The sequence below is a fragment of the Piscinibacter sp. XHJ-5 genome, from assembly GCF_029855045.1.
Taxonomy (GTDB): domain Bacteria; phylum Pseudomonadota; class Gammaproteobacteria; order Burkholderiales; family Burkholderiaceae_C; genus Albitalea.
The window spans coordinates 5,019,717-5,034,569 of sequence record NZ_CP123228.1; the positions used below are offsets into that span (position 1 = coordinate 5,019,717).

The 14,853-nt window shown below is 66.0% G+C and carries 16 protein-coding genes; 1 reads left to right on the forward strand and 15 read right to left on the reverse strand.

Features of this window, described 5'->3' with window-relative positions; genetic code table 11:
- Nucleotides 1–58: 58 nt before the first annotated feature.
- The 9 genes from P7V53_RS23575 to P7V53_RS23615 all read right to left on the reverse strand — a co-directional run bounded on the left by P7V53_RS23575 (nucleotide 59) and on the right by P7V53_RS23615 (nucleotide 8,536).
- Entirely contained in the window at nucleotides 59–415 is a 357-nt protein-coding gene (locus tag P7V53_RS23575; RefSeq protein WP_280151938.1) for a hypothetical protein, read from the reverse strand.
- A 132-nt stretch (nucleotides 416–547) separates the two neighbouring features.
- A complete protein-coding gene (locus P7V53_RS23580) occupies nucleotides 548–1,327 on the reverse strand; it encodes an IclR family transcriptional regulator (protein WP_280151939.1) in 780 nt (259 codons plus the stop codon).
- Nucleotides 1,328–1,379: 52 nt separating this feature from the next.
- Nucleotides 1,380–2,345, reverse strand: a complete 966-nt coding sequence (locus P7V53_RS23585) for a PDR/VanB family oxidoreductase (protein ID WP_280151940.1) — start codon at nucleotides 2,343–2,345, stop codon at nucleotides 1,380–1,382.
- Nucleotides 2,346–2,355: 10 nt separating this feature from the next.
- A complete protein-coding gene (locus tag P7V53_RS23590) occupies nucleotides 2,356–3,129 on the reverse strand; it encodes an SDR family NAD(P)-dependent oxidoreductase (RefSeq protein ID WP_280151941.1) in 774 nt (257 codons plus the stop codon).
- Nucleotides 3,130–3,138: 9 nt separating this feature from the next.
- Nucleotides 3,139–4,110, reverse strand: coding sequence for a tripartite tricarboxylate transporter substrate binding protein (locus tag P7V53_RS23595; protein WP_280151942.1), 972 nt, complete (start codon nucleotides 4,108–4,110; stop codon nucleotides 3,139–3,141).
- Between the two features lie 30 nt (nucleotides 4,111–4,140).
- Nucleotides 4,141–5,412 carry an aromatic ring-hydroxylating dioxygenase subunit alpha gene (locus tag P7V53_RS23600; protein ID WP_280151943.1) on the reverse strand — a complete coding sequence of 424 codons (1,272 nt, stop codon included), beginning with the start codon at nucleotides 5,410–5,412 and terminating at the stop codon, nucleotides 4,141–4,143.
- 605 nt (nucleotides 5,413–6,017) lie between these two features.
- Nucleotides 6,018–6,992, reverse strand: coding sequence for a pyruvate dehydrogenase complex E1 component subunit beta (locus P7V53_RS23605; RefSeq protein ID WP_280151944.1), 975 nt, complete (start codon nucleotides 6,990–6,992; stop codon nucleotides 6,018–6,020).
- Between the two features lie 16 nt (nucleotides 6,993–7,008).
- Complete coding sequence (locus tag P7V53_RS23610) at nucleotides 7,009–8,055, reverse strand: thiamine pyrophosphate-dependent dehydrogenase E1 component subunit alpha (protein WP_280151945.1); 1,047 nt, start codon at nucleotides 8,053–8,055, stop codon at nucleotides 7,009–7,011.
- A 145-nt stretch (nucleotides 8,056–8,200) separates the two neighbouring features.
- A complete protein-coding gene (locus P7V53_RS23615; RefSeq protein WP_280151946.1) occupies nucleotides 8,201–8,536 on the reverse strand; it encodes a hypothetical protein in 336 nt (111 codons plus the stop codon).
- A 160-nt stretch (nucleotides 8,537–8,696) separates the two neighbouring features.
- On the opposite strand from P7V53_RS23615, the gene P7V53_RS23620 reads away from it, so the two are divergent.
- A complete protein-coding gene (locus P7V53_RS23620) occupies nucleotides 8,697–9,560 on the forward strand; it encodes an isocitrate lyase/phosphoenolpyruvate mutase family protein (RefSeq protein WP_280156597.1) in 864 nt (287 codons plus the stop codon).
- A 297-nt stretch (nucleotides 9,561–9,857) separates the two neighbouring features.
- Here P7V53_RS23620 and P7V53_RS23625 read toward each other — a convergent pair whose 3' ends face one another.
- The 6 genes from P7V53_RS23625 to P7V53_RS23650 all read right to left on the reverse strand — a co-directional run bounded on the left by P7V53_RS23625 (nucleotide 9,858) and on the right by P7V53_RS23650 (nucleotide 14,816).
- Nucleotides 9,858–10,667 carry a sugar phosphate isomerase/epimerase gene (locus P7V53_RS23625; RefSeq protein WP_280151947.1) on the reverse strand — a complete coding sequence of 270 codons (810 nt, stop codon included), beginning with the start codon at nucleotides 10,665–10,667 and terminating at the stop codon, nucleotides 9,858–9,860.
- Nucleotides 10,668–10,671: 4 nt separating this feature from the next.
- Entirely contained in the window at nucleotides 10,672–11,466 is a 795-nt protein-coding gene (locus P7V53_RS23630) for an amino acid ABC transporter ATP-binding protein (protein ID WP_280151948.1), read from the reverse strand.
- A gap of 23 nt (nucleotides 11,467–11,489) precedes the next feature.
- Nucleotides 11,490–12,323 carry a transporter substrate-binding domain-containing protein gene (locus tag P7V53_RS23635; RefSeq protein WP_280151949.1) on the reverse strand — a complete coding sequence of 278 codons (834 nt, stop codon included), beginning with the start codon at nucleotides 12,321–12,323 and terminating at the stop codon, nucleotides 11,490–11,492.
- Nucleotides 12,324–12,374: 51 nt separating this feature from the next.
- Nucleotides 12,375–13,025, reverse strand: coding sequence for an amino acid ABC transporter permease (locus P7V53_RS23640; RefSeq protein WP_280151950.1), 651 nt, complete (start codon nucleotides 13,023–13,025; stop codon nucleotides 12,375–12,377).
- Between the two features lie 9 nt (nucleotides 13,026–13,034).
- Entirely contained in the window at nucleotides 13,035–13,703 is a 669-nt protein-coding gene (locus tag P7V53_RS23645) for an amino acid ABC transporter permease (protein ID WP_280151951.1), read from the reverse strand.
- Nucleotides 13,704–13,766: 63 nt separating this feature from the next.
- Nucleotides 13,767–14,816, reverse strand: a complete 1,050-nt coding sequence (locus P7V53_RS23650; protein ID WP_280151952.1) for a Gfo/Idh/MocA family oxidoreductase — start codon at nucleotides 14,814–14,816, stop codon at nucleotides 13,767–13,769.
- Nucleotides 14,817–14,853: the final 37 nt, after the last annotated feature.

The window sequence follows — 14,853 nt, forward strand, 5'->3', positions numbered from 1 at the left end:
GAAATGTCGCCCGGCCGCGAGCGTGACGATCAGCTCGCAGCAGGCGCGTCGCCAGTTGCTACGTCCGGCTTGGCGTGAGCGGCAACCCTCCGCGGCCACTCAATGCGGTCGTTGCGCTGTCCGCGTCTGCGTTTTCGTCCACCCACTTCATGCCGACATCCTTGGCACGGGCTGCCGCTTCGCTCTCGCTTTCGAAACACTCCAGGTCAACGAACCGCTGGGCGCGCGTCTTGTCACTGGCCAGCGCCGTGATGATGAGGCGGGCCTGAAACTGGGCTTCATTGATCTGCAGAGGCCTGCAGGACAGGAGATACCCTTTGTACAGGTGACGATCCATCACGTTTCGCACCTCATGCGCTCCCGAGACCCACATCAGCCGCGTCGCCTGGTCTCGACAGCGATGCGGCGCGGCCACGGTCGCACCATGGTAGGTGCGTCCTTCGTGCGGCAGAACGACTGTGTTCCATCGAGTGCGGACAATGTCACGCCGGGTCGTGATTCCCCACTGGCATCAACCCGTCGTTCCAGCGTCGAGCGGGGAAGCCAACTATGCGGTGGGCCGCACCTTCCCCAGCGACGCGGAGATGTCGCCGACCTCCCGAACCAGCAGCCGCCCTAACTCCTGCACCCGCACCTCAGGCAACCGAACGGAGGGACCGAAGACAGCCAGCGACCCGACGACTTGTTCGGCGCCATCGAGGATCGGGGCCGCGATGGCAACGGCGCCTTGAATGAGTTCGTCGCGACTCACCGCGAACCCGCGGCTTCGGATCCTGCGCAGCTCGGTGCGGTATTTCTCGACATCGATGTCGAGGCCTTCCGCATACGTCGCAAGGTCGATTCGATCTTCGATGTGGGCGAGGATGGAGCGCCCGCTTGCGCCCACCACCAAGCGCTCGCGATAGCCCACCCCGCGCTTGAAGCTCAGGGCTTGAGGGCTCGGCATTTCGGCCACGCACAGGCGCATCAGTCCGTCCGGAACGAACAGGGCGACCGTTTCTTCCGTGGCGTTCCACACGCGACGCATGGCGGGCTCGGCCACGTCCGACAGCTTCAGGCTCGTCGACCAGGAGTGAGCGAGGCGCGCCACCGACGGGCCAAGGCGGAAACGTTGCGGATCGCCGGACGACGTCACGAAGCCCTTGAGCTCCAGCGTGTTGAGAAGCCGGTACAGCGTCGGGCGGCTCAGATCGACACGCTTGATGAGATCGGCCACGGTCAGACCGCCTTCTTCGCCGTTGAATGCAAGCAGGATGTCCAGCGCCCGGTCGACTGCCCGAACGCTGTCCCCCGCCTTGACCTGATCCACCAACTCGGAATCCTTCACCCGTGTCCTTTCAGTCGCCGGCTGAAGTTTGCCATCCGTGAGGCATGCGCGACTACAGATCGAGGACGAGCATGGGCGACTTCGACCTTGAACAGCATGGCGTGAACTGCTCGTTGGCCGCCTGCTCATCGGGTGACAGGTACAGGTCCTTGTGATCCGGCTCCCCCTCGAGCACTCGGGTCAGGCAGGTCCCGCAAACGCCCTGCTCGCACGAGGTGGGAATCTCGACGCCGGCTTCTCGCAATGCGTCGGTCACGCTCTTGTCCTTGGCGATGACGACGATGCGGCCCGAACTGGCCAGCTTGACCTGGAAACTTTCATCGTCGACGGACTTCACCGGCGCTGCCGCGAAGAACTCGTAATGCAGCTGCGACTCCGGCCATCCCTTGGCGCGAGCGGTGCCGAGCACAGCATCCATGAAGCCCTTGGGCCCGCAGACGTAGAGGTGCACTCCCTCCTCAGGCGTGGCGAGCAGTTCATCAAGGCGCAGCTTCTGCTCCGCGGGGCCATCGTCGAAGTGCAAGTGAACCTTCGACGCGAACGCCGATGTCAGGATGCGATCGTGGAACGCCATGCGATCGCGCGAGCGGCTGGCGTAGTGCATTTCGAAGTCGGAGTTCGCGATGGCGAGCCGTTCCGCCATGCACAGGATCGGCGTGATCCCGATGCCGCCGGCCAGCAGCAGGCTGCGCGTCGCATGGTGCGCGAGCGCGAAGTGGTTCTTCGGTACGCTGATCTCCAGCACGTCGCCTTCGTTCACCCGCTCGTGCATGGCTTTCGAGCCGCCGCGCGTGGCAGCATCCTTCAGGACTCCGATCAGGTAGCGGTGGTTTTCGCAAGGGTCGTTGCAAAGGGAGTACTGCCGCGTGATACCGCCCGGCAGCGTCACGTCGACGTGCGATCCGGCGGAAAACGGCGGGAGCGGCTTGCCCGACGGATCGACCAGCTCGAAGCTGCAGATGTCGGTGGCTTCGACGGTCTTGCGGGCAACCCGCACGCTGATGGTGGATGCGCTCATTTCCAACCGCCTACATCACATGCAGGCCGCCATCGACCAGCAAGGTCGTGCCGGTGATGAACGAAGCCTCGTCGGAAGCGAGCCACAGGATCGGCCACGCGATCTCTTCCGGCCTTGCCCATCGGGCGAGCAAGGATGTGTCCTGTCGCTCGCTCGACAGTGCGTCGACGCTCTTGCCCGCTGCCTTCGCTTTGGCAACATGGAAGTCCGTCAGCGTGGAACCCGGGCAGATGGCGTTTGCGCGGACCCCGGCAGCCGCTTCCTCGAAGGCGAGCGTGCGGGTCAATGCCAGCATGCCCGCCTTGGTCGCGTCGTAGATGCCCATGCCCTTGCGGCCCGTGACGGCGTAGCAGGACGAGACGTTCACGATGCTGCCCTTGCCGGAACGCCGGAGCGCCGGCAAAGCGGCCTTGCAGTAGTTGGCAGTCCCGATCAGATTCACGCCGACCATGGCCTGCCATTCCGAGGGCAGCGCGTCGGCTACGGCCGAGTAGTTGCGCATCGCCGCGTTGTTGACCAGGATGTCCAGCCGGCCGTTCGCCTGCAGCGCATGCTGCACGGCCTCGACGGCCTGGTCGGCGTTCGAGACATCGGCCACGAAGGTGGCGACCCTGGCACGGGGAAACGCCGCACCAAGCGCCTCGGCGACTCGGGAGAGCGCCTCGGCGCTCGCGTCGATCAGCGTCACCGCGGCGCCCTCCGCGCAGAAGATGCGCGCGCAAGCCGCACCGATCCCGCCGCCGCCGCCCGTGATGAGCGCCGACTTGTCGGCAAGCCTTGTCATGTCGTACCCCTATTCAGGCTTGATGCCGTTGGCCTTGATGACCTTGCCCCAACGCGAGATCTCGGCGTTGATCCAGGACGCGAACTGCTCCGGAGAACCGCCAACCACTTCGAACTCCATCTTCTCGAGCTGTTGCTTGACCGAAGGCGAGTTGAGGATCGCGACGATCTCCTTGTGGTAGCGGTCGATGATCGGCTTGGGCGTGTTGCCCGGTGCAAGGAAGCCGATCCAGGAAACGGCTTCGAAGCCCGGAAATCCCTGCTCGATCATCGTGGGCACGTCGGGCGCCGACGGAAACCGCTTGGTCCCCGTGGAGGCAATCAGCCTGGCCCTGCCTTCCTTCGCGAACTGGGTGATGTTGCCCGGTACCAGGAATGCCGCGTTGACCTGTCCGCCGACCAGGTCGGTGACGGCAGGGCCCGCACCCTTGTACGGGACATGCGTGATGTCCACCGACGCGGCCGATTTGAGCATCTCCATCGTCAGGTGCGACGCGCTGCCGGTGGACACGGACGCGTACGAGAGGCCGCCCTTCTTCGCCAGCGCGACGAACTCCTTCACGTTCTTCGCCGGCACGCTGGGGTGCACGGCCAGGAACTGCGGAGACATCACCGCCAGCGTGATCGGCGACAGGTCCTTCTGCGCGTCGTATGGCATCTTGGGGAACAGCGTCGGGTTGATCGCGATGGGCCCGTTGAAGCCGACGAGCAGCGTATGGCCGTCGGGCGGTGACTTCGCCACCTCGTTCGCACCGATGGTGCCCCCTGCCCCACCCTTGTTCTCGACGATCACCGTCTGGCCCAGCGCCTTCTGCAGCTCGGGCGCGACGAGACGTGCCAGAACGTCGTTGGTGCTTCCGACGATGGGGACCACGATGCGCACCGTCTTCGTCGGCGCCCAGTCGGCCGCCGATGCAGGTGCGATCAATCCGGCGGCAATCGCGAACGCCAGCACCGTGCGGTGCGGCAACTTGATGGACATGAATCTCTCCTTTGGATGTGCCGCGCAGGGTCAGACCGAGTACACGGGCTGGTTCTTGGCGTCCACGAGATGGACCTTCGCCCACTCCTGCGGCTTCTGGTCGCGCGGCAAGAGCACGCCGGCCGCTCTCGCACGCTGTTGATCGGCATTGATGGCCGGCGGCTCGCTGTCCGGCTGGAGCGCCGTGGCGGCCTCGTACAGCATGCGGCGGGCCATCACGATCGCGCGGTCGGTGGGCAGGAGCTTTTCCTTGGTGTGGTCCTGGATCGGCCCCATGCTTTCCTGCAGCGAGGAATCCTGCACCGCGAAGCCGAACACGCCGCTGTAAGAACGCTTCTCCTTCTGTGCCCTGCGATCGATCAGGTAGTCGTTGTCCTTGTTGGCCTTGGTCCGGTAGCTGCCGGGCTCGTACTCGCAGTGAATGCCCTTGCCCGCTTCCATGCTGGCGCGTTCTTCATCCGACAACGGCTTGTCCGGATGAAAGTTGATGCTCCAGGCCCAGCAGTTGTGATCGTCGATGGGCACCCACACGTGGCCGGCCAGCGAGTGCGGACCGAATGGCGGAATCAGCGTGAACCACGGGAACAGCCACTGAGTGACCCGCCAGTAGTACGAATCCGGCTCGCCCATGCGCCGGCCATACAGCGTCATGCCGTAGTCGGTCTTCTCGATCTCGAACACGACGTTGCCGTCGGCCTTGATGTACTCGTTGGCCTTGGTGCCCTGGTGCATCGGGTCGTCGTCGACCTCGAAGCTGTGCACGTAGGAGACATGGCTCGTGTCGATACCGCCTTCCATCGCCTGCAGGTAGTTCGACTCCTGCAGCCGCTTGGAGACGAAGACATGGCTGGCCGGCAGGTTGCACCACTCGACATCCGGGGGCGCAGGCTGCTTGTCCTTCGGACCCATGTATGCCCAGACGATTCCGGCGCGCTCGATGCACGGGTAGGCCTTGATGCCCATGTGCTTGCACGCCTGCGGCGCCGACGGAACGTCCACGCACTCGCCGCTGCGGTGGAACTTCAGCCCGTGATAGGCGCAGCGGATGCCGTTCTCCTCGTTGCGTCCGAAGTACAGCGACACGCCACGGTGCGAGCAGAACTCGTCGATGAGGCCGGGCTGGCCCTCGGTGTCCCGAAATGCCAGCAGCTTCTCGCCGAGGATCTGCACGCGAACCTGCGGGCCGTCAGGCTCCGCGATCTCGCTGGACATCAGGACGGGCACCCAGTAGCGGCGCATCAGGTTGCCCATGGCCGTTCCCGGCCCGGTGCGAGTCAGTGTCTGGGACATCTCGGGGTTCATGAAAGCGCTCCTGGAGGATGACGGCTGGATGTCCGTCTAGTGAGAATTATGTCCATTGTATGGACTAGTTTGATCCAAATCAAACTCCGACCAGTCCTTCGTGGTGGTCTTTCACCGAAGCGGCACGAGCTTTCAGCGTCGTGACCGGCGTTGTTGGTGAAAGGCGACCGAAGCCGACGCTTCGCGGTGAGATCGGGCCGGGCACGACGGCTGGTGCGTCACGCGATCGCGGGCGCGGCAGTCGCTGACTCGACGAGCCCCGTGGAAGCGCGCGGCCACAGGCAGTGGTCGCTCAGGAGTTCATCGCCGTTGCGGGCAGGCCGTCGAAGTGAACCCAGGTCGACGAGCACGCCATCGAGGTCGAACCGGGCTGGCGGCCTCGAATCGGGCTGGACGGAGGCATGAGGAGTTGGGGCGATCGCGGACTTCTTTGCCCGTGGCGCGGCCAACGATGGGAGTCGTCGGTGACCGACACCGACCGTCACGGCGACGCCAAAGTGGCGCGCCGATGCCCGTCAGGAGTCATGTCGCACACATCCTGAACGGGCCGCGGCGGCGTGATGTCGCGATCACGCCGCCGCATTGCAGCGGGGAATGGGCCAGGGTCAGGCCGCCACCGTTTCCGTGTTGACCAGCCGCAGCGCCGCGTCGCGGATCGCATCCGCCTGTGGCACGCCCGCCTGCTCGAGCACCCACGACGATGCCGAAGGCGCATCAGGACCGGTCAGCCGCATCACCGGCGCCGTGAGCGCGCCAAAGGCCTTCTCGCTGACGATGGCCGCCACCTCCGCCCCCACGCCGCACAAGCGGCTCGCCTCGTGTACGACGATCAGCCGGCCGGTCTTGCGAACCGAGGCCAGCACCGTCGCTTCGTCGATGGGCTTGAGCGTGCGCAGGTCGATGACTTCGGCGCTCACGCCCTGCTCCTGCAGCGCTTGCGCTGCCTGCAGGCAGTGGCCGACGGTCTTCGCGTAGGACACCAGCGTCACGTCGCGGCCTTCGCGCAGCACCGCCGCGCGGCCGATGGACACGAGATGTTCACCCTCGGGCACCGGCCCCGGCACATGGGCGAGCGCCAGGTCCATGAAGAACAGCACCGGGTTGTCGTCGCGGATCGCCGCCTTCATCAGGCCCTTGAAGTCGGCGGCGCTGGACGGCATCACCACCTTCAACCCCGGCGCGTGCACGAACATCGCTTCGAGGTTGTGGTTGTGCTGTGCGCCCACACCCCAGCCGGCGCCGGTCATCGTGAGCACGACCATCGGGAACTCGAACTGCCCTCCGGACAAGTAGCGCAGCTTGCCGGCGCTGTTGATGATCGCGTCCATCGACAAGGTCAGGAAGGGCGCGAACAGCAGGTCCACGACAGGGCGCAAGCCCATGGCGGCGGCGCCGGCCGCGGTGCCGGCGATGATGCCTTCGGCCAGCGGCGTGTTGCGCACGCGCTGCGTGCCGAACTCGGCCACGAGGTCGTGGCGCTTGGTGGCCACGCCCTCGCCGAACATCAACACACGCGGGTCGCGGCGCATTTCTTCGGCCAGGGCCTGGCCGACGGCATCGGAGACGGTGATCGTTTGCATGATGGAAGCTCCAGGTTCAGGCGTAGACATCGGTCGTCAGTTCGCGCGGGTCAGGCCACGGCGAGTTCTGGGCGAAAGCGAGCGCGGCGTCGACGGTCGCGTTCACCCGCTGCCGCAGGTGCGCCAGTTCGCCTTGCGCGATCACGCCCGCCTGGGTCAGCCGCTCGGTGAGCAGCGCGATCGGGTCGTGTGCTTTCCACGACGCGAGCTCCGCCTTGTCGACATAGGCCTGGTCGTCCGGCTCGAAGTGACCGCGCTGGCGGTAGGTGGTGAGCTCGAGAAAGTAAGGCTTGCCGTTGGAGCGGATGGCCGCCACCGCCTCGACGGCCGCGGCATGCACCGCCTCGACATCGTTGCCGTCCACCGTGCGCGAGGCGATGCCGTGACCGCGCACCCAGTCCGCGACGTGCTCGATGGGCATGGTCTCGTCGCGGCGCACGTAGGCTTGCCACTGGTTGTTCTCGCAGACGTAGAGGACGGGCAGCTGCCAGGTCACCGACAGATTGACCGACTCGTGGAAGATGCCCTCGCAGGCCGCGCCATCACCGAAGAACACCGTGGTGATGCCCCCCGATTCCTGTTGCCCCATCTTCTGAGCCAGCGCGACGCCCGGCGCCAGCGAAAGCTCGCCGCCGACGATGGTGGAGGTGAGCACGACGCCCAGCTCTCTGGCCGACACGTGCAGCGAGCCGCTCTTGCCCTTGCAGTAGCCGTCGCTTCGGCCCATGACCTCGGCCATCACCCGGCCGGGATCGGCGCCGCGCGCGATCAGGTGGCCCGCGCTGCGGTGGTTGGTGAGGATGCGATCGCGCGTCTGCAGCGCACGCACGACGCCGGCGGCCGCAGCTTCCTGGCCCACAGCGGTACAGGTGCCGGGCGACGTGGGCGTCGCCAGCGATGCCAGCCGCTCCTCGTGGGCGCGAATCAGCATCATGGTTTCCAGCAAGGAGATGCGGAAAGTGGGGTCGAGAGACAAGGACATGGTGGGCTCGCTCCGTGAATCGGCCTCGATGGGCCCGTTGATCGGTGCGAGCACTTTAGGAAGCGCCAGGGTGTGCGGCATCGGCCAAAGGAGCCATGCGCGACCCGCCTGGCGGGCCATCCCCGATGAGGAAAGCGGAGGGTGGACTCGGCGACGCGCCTGCCAGTCCTTGGGGTTGGCCGCGCGGCGACGCCCCAGCTTGTCCAAGATGACGGCAAGAGCCGCTTCAAAACCGCGGCAGGTCGGCAAGGCGCTCGCCGTCGCGCGACGGCTCAACGTCGCTGATGGACTCGACGCCATCCCTGCTGATGACTTGAAGCGCCGGCCCGACCTTTTCTTCCAGCTTGATATGCACGGTGTGGAACCCGAGGATTGCGTCGGCAACGTCGCTGACATCGGCCTCGACCCACAGGGCGTAGCCGATACGGTCGCCCCATGTCCACGTTCGGCTCCAGCGCACGCGGCTGATTCGTCCGTCTTCGCCGTAGCGCACTGCTTGGATTGCGAACCGCACCCTGAGCCCCTTCGCCGGGAAGGCCTGAGTATCGCGCTTCAGGTGCACAAGTGGTCATCGCACCGGAACTCCCGGTTGGCGACGAGTCGACGCCGAGACGCCGCAGTCGATGATCGATGCGGGCGACGCGATGCGAGGGTGGGGCTGGGTCTGCCGCGCCTGTTCAGACGCAGAATCGAATGTCTTCGATCCAACCGGCGCACTGCACATGACTCCCTCTCGACCGAGCGTCGCCGACAAGCGGCGCGTCTTCCGACAACTCCATGAGGCCGGGTGCTTCGCCATTCCCAATCCGTGGGACATCGGCAGCGCTCGCTTTCTTCAAAGCCTCGGCTTCAAGGCGCTGGCGACCACGAGCTCCGGCTTCGCGTGGTCTCAGGGCCGTCCCGATGCCTCCGGCTCACGCGACGTGGCGCTTGCGCACCTGCACGAGATGGTCGCCGGCACCGACCTGCCGATCAATGCCGATTTCGAGAATGGCTACGCGCTCGACGCCGCGGGCGTGGCGGAAAGCGTGCGCCTGGCAATCGAGACGGGCGTGGCCGGCCTGTCGATCGAGGATTCGACGGGCGATGCGGCGAGTCCGCTCTATTCGATCGACACCGCCGTCGAGAGGATGCGTGCGGCGCGCAACGCCATCGACAAGGCGGGCGGCGACACGCTGCTGGTCGGACGCGCCGAATGCTTTCTCGTCGGCAGGCCCGATCTCGACGAGACCATCGCGCGGCTCAGGGCCTACGCACAGGCGGGCGCGGATTGCCTGTATGCGCCGGGCGTCCGTACGCGCGAGCAGATCGCTGCCGTGGTCGCCGGCGCGGCACCGAAGCCGGTGAATGTGCTCGTCTGGTCGGCTGGCGAACTGACGATGGCAGACATGGCCCTGCTGGGCGTGCGCCGGGTGAGCGTCGGCGGTGCGCTCGCGCGGACCGCCTGGGGGGCGTTCATGCGGGCCGCGAGGTTGATCGCGGAGCAGGGAGAATTCGATGGGCTTGCAGATGCAGCTTCGGGGGCCGAGCTCGATGCGTTCTTCCGGGATGATCTGGAGAAGCGAAATGTGATGAGCGCGGTTTGACGTCAATGCCGATCGGACGTTGAACGAGACGTCGTCGAGCGCGACCACGCCGCCGAAGCGCACCGTCACGCCGCGAACTTCCAGCAGTGCCGCGGGAGGCGCGCGTCCGCCCGTTCCATCGAATTTCATCGTGTCTCCTTGGCTCGGCACTGCCGGTCCTGCGCGCCGGGTTTGACGGGCAGTCTAGGCAGCGCATGCAGGGCCGCAAACCCATTGGCAGGAACTTCGCCTGCGCGCGAGGACCTGCATGCGATGACGCGCCTGGTCGATCGTGCAGACGCAGCGTGGCGTGGGCGATCAGCGCGACGGCCGCCAAGCCTTGAGAAGATCGCGCGACGCTGCGCAGGCCTTCGCGGCGCGTTCCGACGGCGCGAGCTCGGGATAGGTGCCGCCGGTGGGTACCTCCACCGCCACAGGGATGTCGCGCGGCACAGCGTCCATGAGCGTTCTCAGCGGCAATTCGCCGTCACCCGGGAACAGTCGTCTCTGGCGCGCTTCGTCCGCGATGCCCGCGTCGGTCGGATCGGCAAGGGGCGCGTCGCAGAGTTGCACCGAGCCGAATGCACTCGAAGGGACCTCGCGCAACATTTCCGCCGTGCCCCCGGAGCGGAACAGATGCAGCAGGTCAATCAACAGCCTGCCGTTCGGGCGCCCGGCGCGGCCAATGATGTCGAGCGCCTGCCGCAGCGTGCCCACGATCCGGAAGCGCATGAATTCCAGATCGACTCCGATGCCGACATCGGCCGCGAGATCGCACAGCGAAGCGAAGCGCTCGGCCAGGCGATCGAAGTCCGGGTCGTCGCCGGACACGTTGAGCCGCTTGGCGCCGAGTTCGGCGGCCAACGCCAAGGTCGACGCGTAGGCGCTGACACGCACCTCCGGCGTCAGCGGTATGAACTCGATGTCGTGGACGCCGACGCCGGCATCGACCATGCGGCGGCGCCATTCGACCACCGCAGGAGAGCTCAGTGGATACGAGACCGCACCGGGCAGGGCGGGAAGGACGCGGATGCCGACCGTTTGAAAGCCGGCTTCGGCCGCGAGGTCGAACAACGCAGGCGGTGCCACATCGAGGACCGTCAGATGAGCCAGGGAAAGGGGAATCATGGTCCTACTTGTGAAGAATCTGGCCGAGAAAGTCGCGCAGCCGCTCATGCTTCGGGCTGGTGAAGAACTCATCGGGTGGCGCCTGCTCGACGATCTCGCCACGGTCCATGAACAGCACGCGATCGGCAACGCTGCGTGCGAAGCCCATCTCGTGCGTGACGCACAGCATCGTCATGCCCTCCTCGGCCAGGCCGATCATCGTGTCCAGCACCTCCTTGACCATTTCCGGGTCGAGCGCGGAAGTCGGCTCGTCGAACAGCATGATCTTCGGCGTCATGCACAGCGCCCTTGCGATCGCCACGCGCTGCTGCTGCCCACCCGACAGTTGTGCCGGGTACTTCCTCGCATGTTCGGGAATGCGCACTCGCGTCAGGTATTTCATCGCGGTGGCCTCGGCCTCGTCCTTGCGGATGCGGCGCGCCTTCATCGGCGCGAGCATGCAGTTCTCCAGCACCGTGAGGTGGGGGAACAGGTTGAACTGCTGAAACACCATGCCGACCTCGGCACGCACCGCATTGACGTTCTTCGCGTCGGCACCGAGGTCGATGCCATCGACCACGATCCTGCCCTTCTGATACGGCTCCAGCCGGTTGATGCAGCGGATCGTCGTCGACTTTCCCGACCCGGACGGCCCGCAGATGACGATGCGCTCGCCCTTGCCCACCTTCAGGTTGATGTCGGTCAGCACGCGTATCGGGCCGAACCACTTGCTGACGCTGTCCATCGTGATGATGGTTTCGCTGCCGAGCGCGTGCGGCACGGCGTGGTCCGGCACGATGCCGGAGTCCTTCGGGATCATCGTCGTCGCCCCTGTTTGTGCGGCTACTTCGCCACGACGACAGGCAAGGCGGCTTCGGTCTCGCCGGAGACCGGCAGTTCCCTGCTCATGTCCTGGCCGATCCACTTCTTGTAGAGCGCAGCCAGCTCGCCGCTGGCAATCTTGCGGCCGATGAAGTCGTTGATGTAGGTCCCCCATTCGCGCTCGCCCGGACGCACGGCGGCGCCCTGGAAGCCGCGAGCCAGGACGAGCTTGATGTCGTATTTGCCGGGCCCCGCGATCTGCGCGATCGAGCCGAGCTGCGTGTGCGCTGCGCCGGCCAGGTCCACCTGACCCGACAGCAGTGCCTGCACCGCCGCCGCGTCGTCGTCGAATCGTTGGATGGTCGCGCCGGTGTTCGCCTGCGTCACGGCCGAGTCCTGCACGCTGCCGCGCGGCACGCCGATGCGCAAGCCCTTGAGGTCGGTGTAGCCCTTCACCGCCGGAAGCGATGTCTTGCCGATCAACACGGTTTCGAGATACGAATAGGGGCGCGAGAACAGAACGACCTTCTGCCGGTCGGGGAGGATCGTGACGACCGCAGCCAGCACGTCGACCTGGCCAGTGAGCAGCGCCGCCGTGCGATTGGCCACCGTCACCGGCGTGAACTCGGGCTTGACGCCGAGATCCTTCGCGAGCATCTCCGCGAATTCGATGTCATAGCCGGTCAGCTTGTTGTTCTTGTCGCTGAAGCCCCATGGCACCTGGGCGACCTGCGCGCCGACCTTCAGGACGCCGGACTTCTTGATGTCGGCCACCTTCTGCGCTTGCACGGGGCCCGTCAGCGCTAATGCCATCGACATCGCGATCACGGCACGGCGGGTGAATTCTGGAAGCATGGTTTGTCTCCTTGCGTGGATGCGGAAGTCCGCGGTTCTTGTGGGAATGGGTCAGTTCGCGAAGGCGAAGCGCTTCTCCAGGCGAGCGCTGTAGCGCGACAGCGGAAAGCAGATCGCGAAGTAGCACGCCGCGACCAGCCCGAAAGCGAGCAGCGGCTTGTAGGTGATGCTGGAGACGAGCTGGCCCGATCGCGAGAGCTCGACGAAGCCGATGATGGCCGCGAGCGACGTGCCCTTGATCAACTGCACCAGAAAGCCGACGGTCGGCGCGAACGACATGCGCAGCGCCTGGGGCAGCAGGACGTAGCGCATGCGCGTCCAGTAGTTCAGCCCCAGCGCTTCGGCCGCCTCCGACTGCCCGCGCGGCACCGCCTGGATGCCGCCGCGCCAGATCTCGCCGAGAAAGGCGCCGGCGTGCAGCGTCAGCCCCACCGCGGCGGCGACCCAGACATTGACCTTCAGCCCGAACACCGGCAATCCGTAGAACACCAGGAAGAGCTGCAGCAGCATCGGCGTTCCCTGGAAGAAGTCGATGAACACCCCGGCCGCCACGCGCAGCGCCCGCATCGGCGCCGTCCGTGCGAGCGCCACGCCCAGCCCGGCCAGCCCTCCGCCGACGAAGGCGATGGCGGACAGCAGCAGCGTCGCCCACAGGCCGCTCGCGATGACCCAGAACTCCGTCAGCGTGAAGTCGCGAATCATGGTCGCCGCTCACTTGGTGGGATAGGAGAAGTACACGCGATCGATCGCCTTGAAGATCGTCGCGAAGATCGTCGACATCGCCAGATAGAGCAGCGCCGCGACGATGTAGACCTCGAAGCTGCGGAACGTCGCCGAATCGATGTTCTGCGCCACCGAGGTCAACTCCTCGGCGGAGATCGACGAGACGATGCTGGTGGTGAGCAGCAGCATCACGAACTGCCCCGCCAGCGAGGGGTAGATCGTCCGCAGCGCCGGCTTGATGACGATGTGGCGGAAGGTCTGGAAGGGGCTCAGACCGAGCGCAGCGCCGGCCTCGAACTGGCCGCGCGGGACCGACTCGATGCCGGTGCGAATGATCTCCGCGGAGAAGGCACCCAGGTTCAGGCTCAGCGCCAGCACGGCCGCCGTGTTCGGCGAGAGACTGACGCCGAGCGACGGCAGTCCGAAGAAGATGAACAGCACCTGCACCAGGAACGGCGTGTTCCTGATGATCTCGATGTAGCCCTCGGCGAACCAACGCACCGGCGCGATCGAGGTGCGCTTGCCCAGCACGGTCAGGAGGCCGATGGCCAGGCCGATCATGACCGCGATCGCCGACAGCCTCAGCGTGAGCCAGCAGCCTTGAGCAAACAGCTCCCAGTGCGGCAGCAGCACGGCGAAGTTGAATGTGTAGTTCATGGCATCTGCTCTTGTCTCGTTGAGCGGTTTTTTCTTCGAACGACACGGACGCGCCGGCGCTGCCTAGGTGGGAAGCAGGACCTGGCTGCCGGTCACCGCCGCCTGCGTCACCGCCAAGGTCGCCTCCAGCGTGCGGAAGCCGTCCAACGCCGAGCAGACCGGTTCTTCCTGGCCCTCGACCACTGCGGCGAAGTGCCGCAGCTGCTCGCTGTACGGGCAGGCGATGTGCAGGGCTGTCCGTTCCGTGGTCAATGGATCGTGCCAACCCTGGGCGGGCCCCTGGTCCTGCCGATAGCGCCACAGTTCGAGGCGCGGCAACGTCAGGGAACCTTCCGTGCCTGAATAGAAATGCGCGTTGACGTCCTGCCGCGGGAAGCGCTCCGCTTCGCCTGCGCTCAAGTCCCAGTTCCACGGCGCTGCCGTCGTGTCCGACACGGTGACCGTGCCGAGCGCGCCGTTGCGGAACCGCAGCACGACGGCGGCGGTGTCCTCGACGTCGAAGCCGCGCACCGCATTCGAGGCCGCAGCCTGCACGCCTTCGATCTCGCCGTACAAGTGGCGCATCAGGTCGATGTCGTGGATCAGGTTGATCAGGATGGGTCCTCCACCCTGTTGACGGCGCCACGCCACGTCGAAGTAGTCGCGCGGCTTGAGCCATGTGCAGAGCACCGTGGCGCTGACCGGCCGGCCCAATGTGCCGGCACCGACGATCGCCTTGGCCTTGCGCATGATCGGGTTGTGGCGACGCTGGTGTCCGACCAGGACCGGCAGGCCGCTGGCACGCGAGGCTTCGCAGATGCGTCGCCCGTCCTCGAGCGTGTCGGCGATCGGTTTCTCGACGAGAACGGCCGCGCCGTGCTCGAGGCAGTCGATCGTGATCTGCGCGTGTGTCACGTTCGGCGTCGCCACCACCACCCCGCGCGGCTTGGCCTTGGCAAGCAGGCTGCGGTGATCGGGGAAGCAGGGAAGTCCTGCCGAACGTGCCAGCTCGGCGGCCTCCGGCGTCGGATCGACGATGCCGATCAGTTGGACGCTCGAGCTCTTCAGTGCGCGATCGATGTGGGTCCTGCCAATCAGACCGGCGCCGACAACGGCGATGGGTAGTTTGCTCATGGGTCCTTTGCTGGATGGCTATGGCTGGGGTGATTGA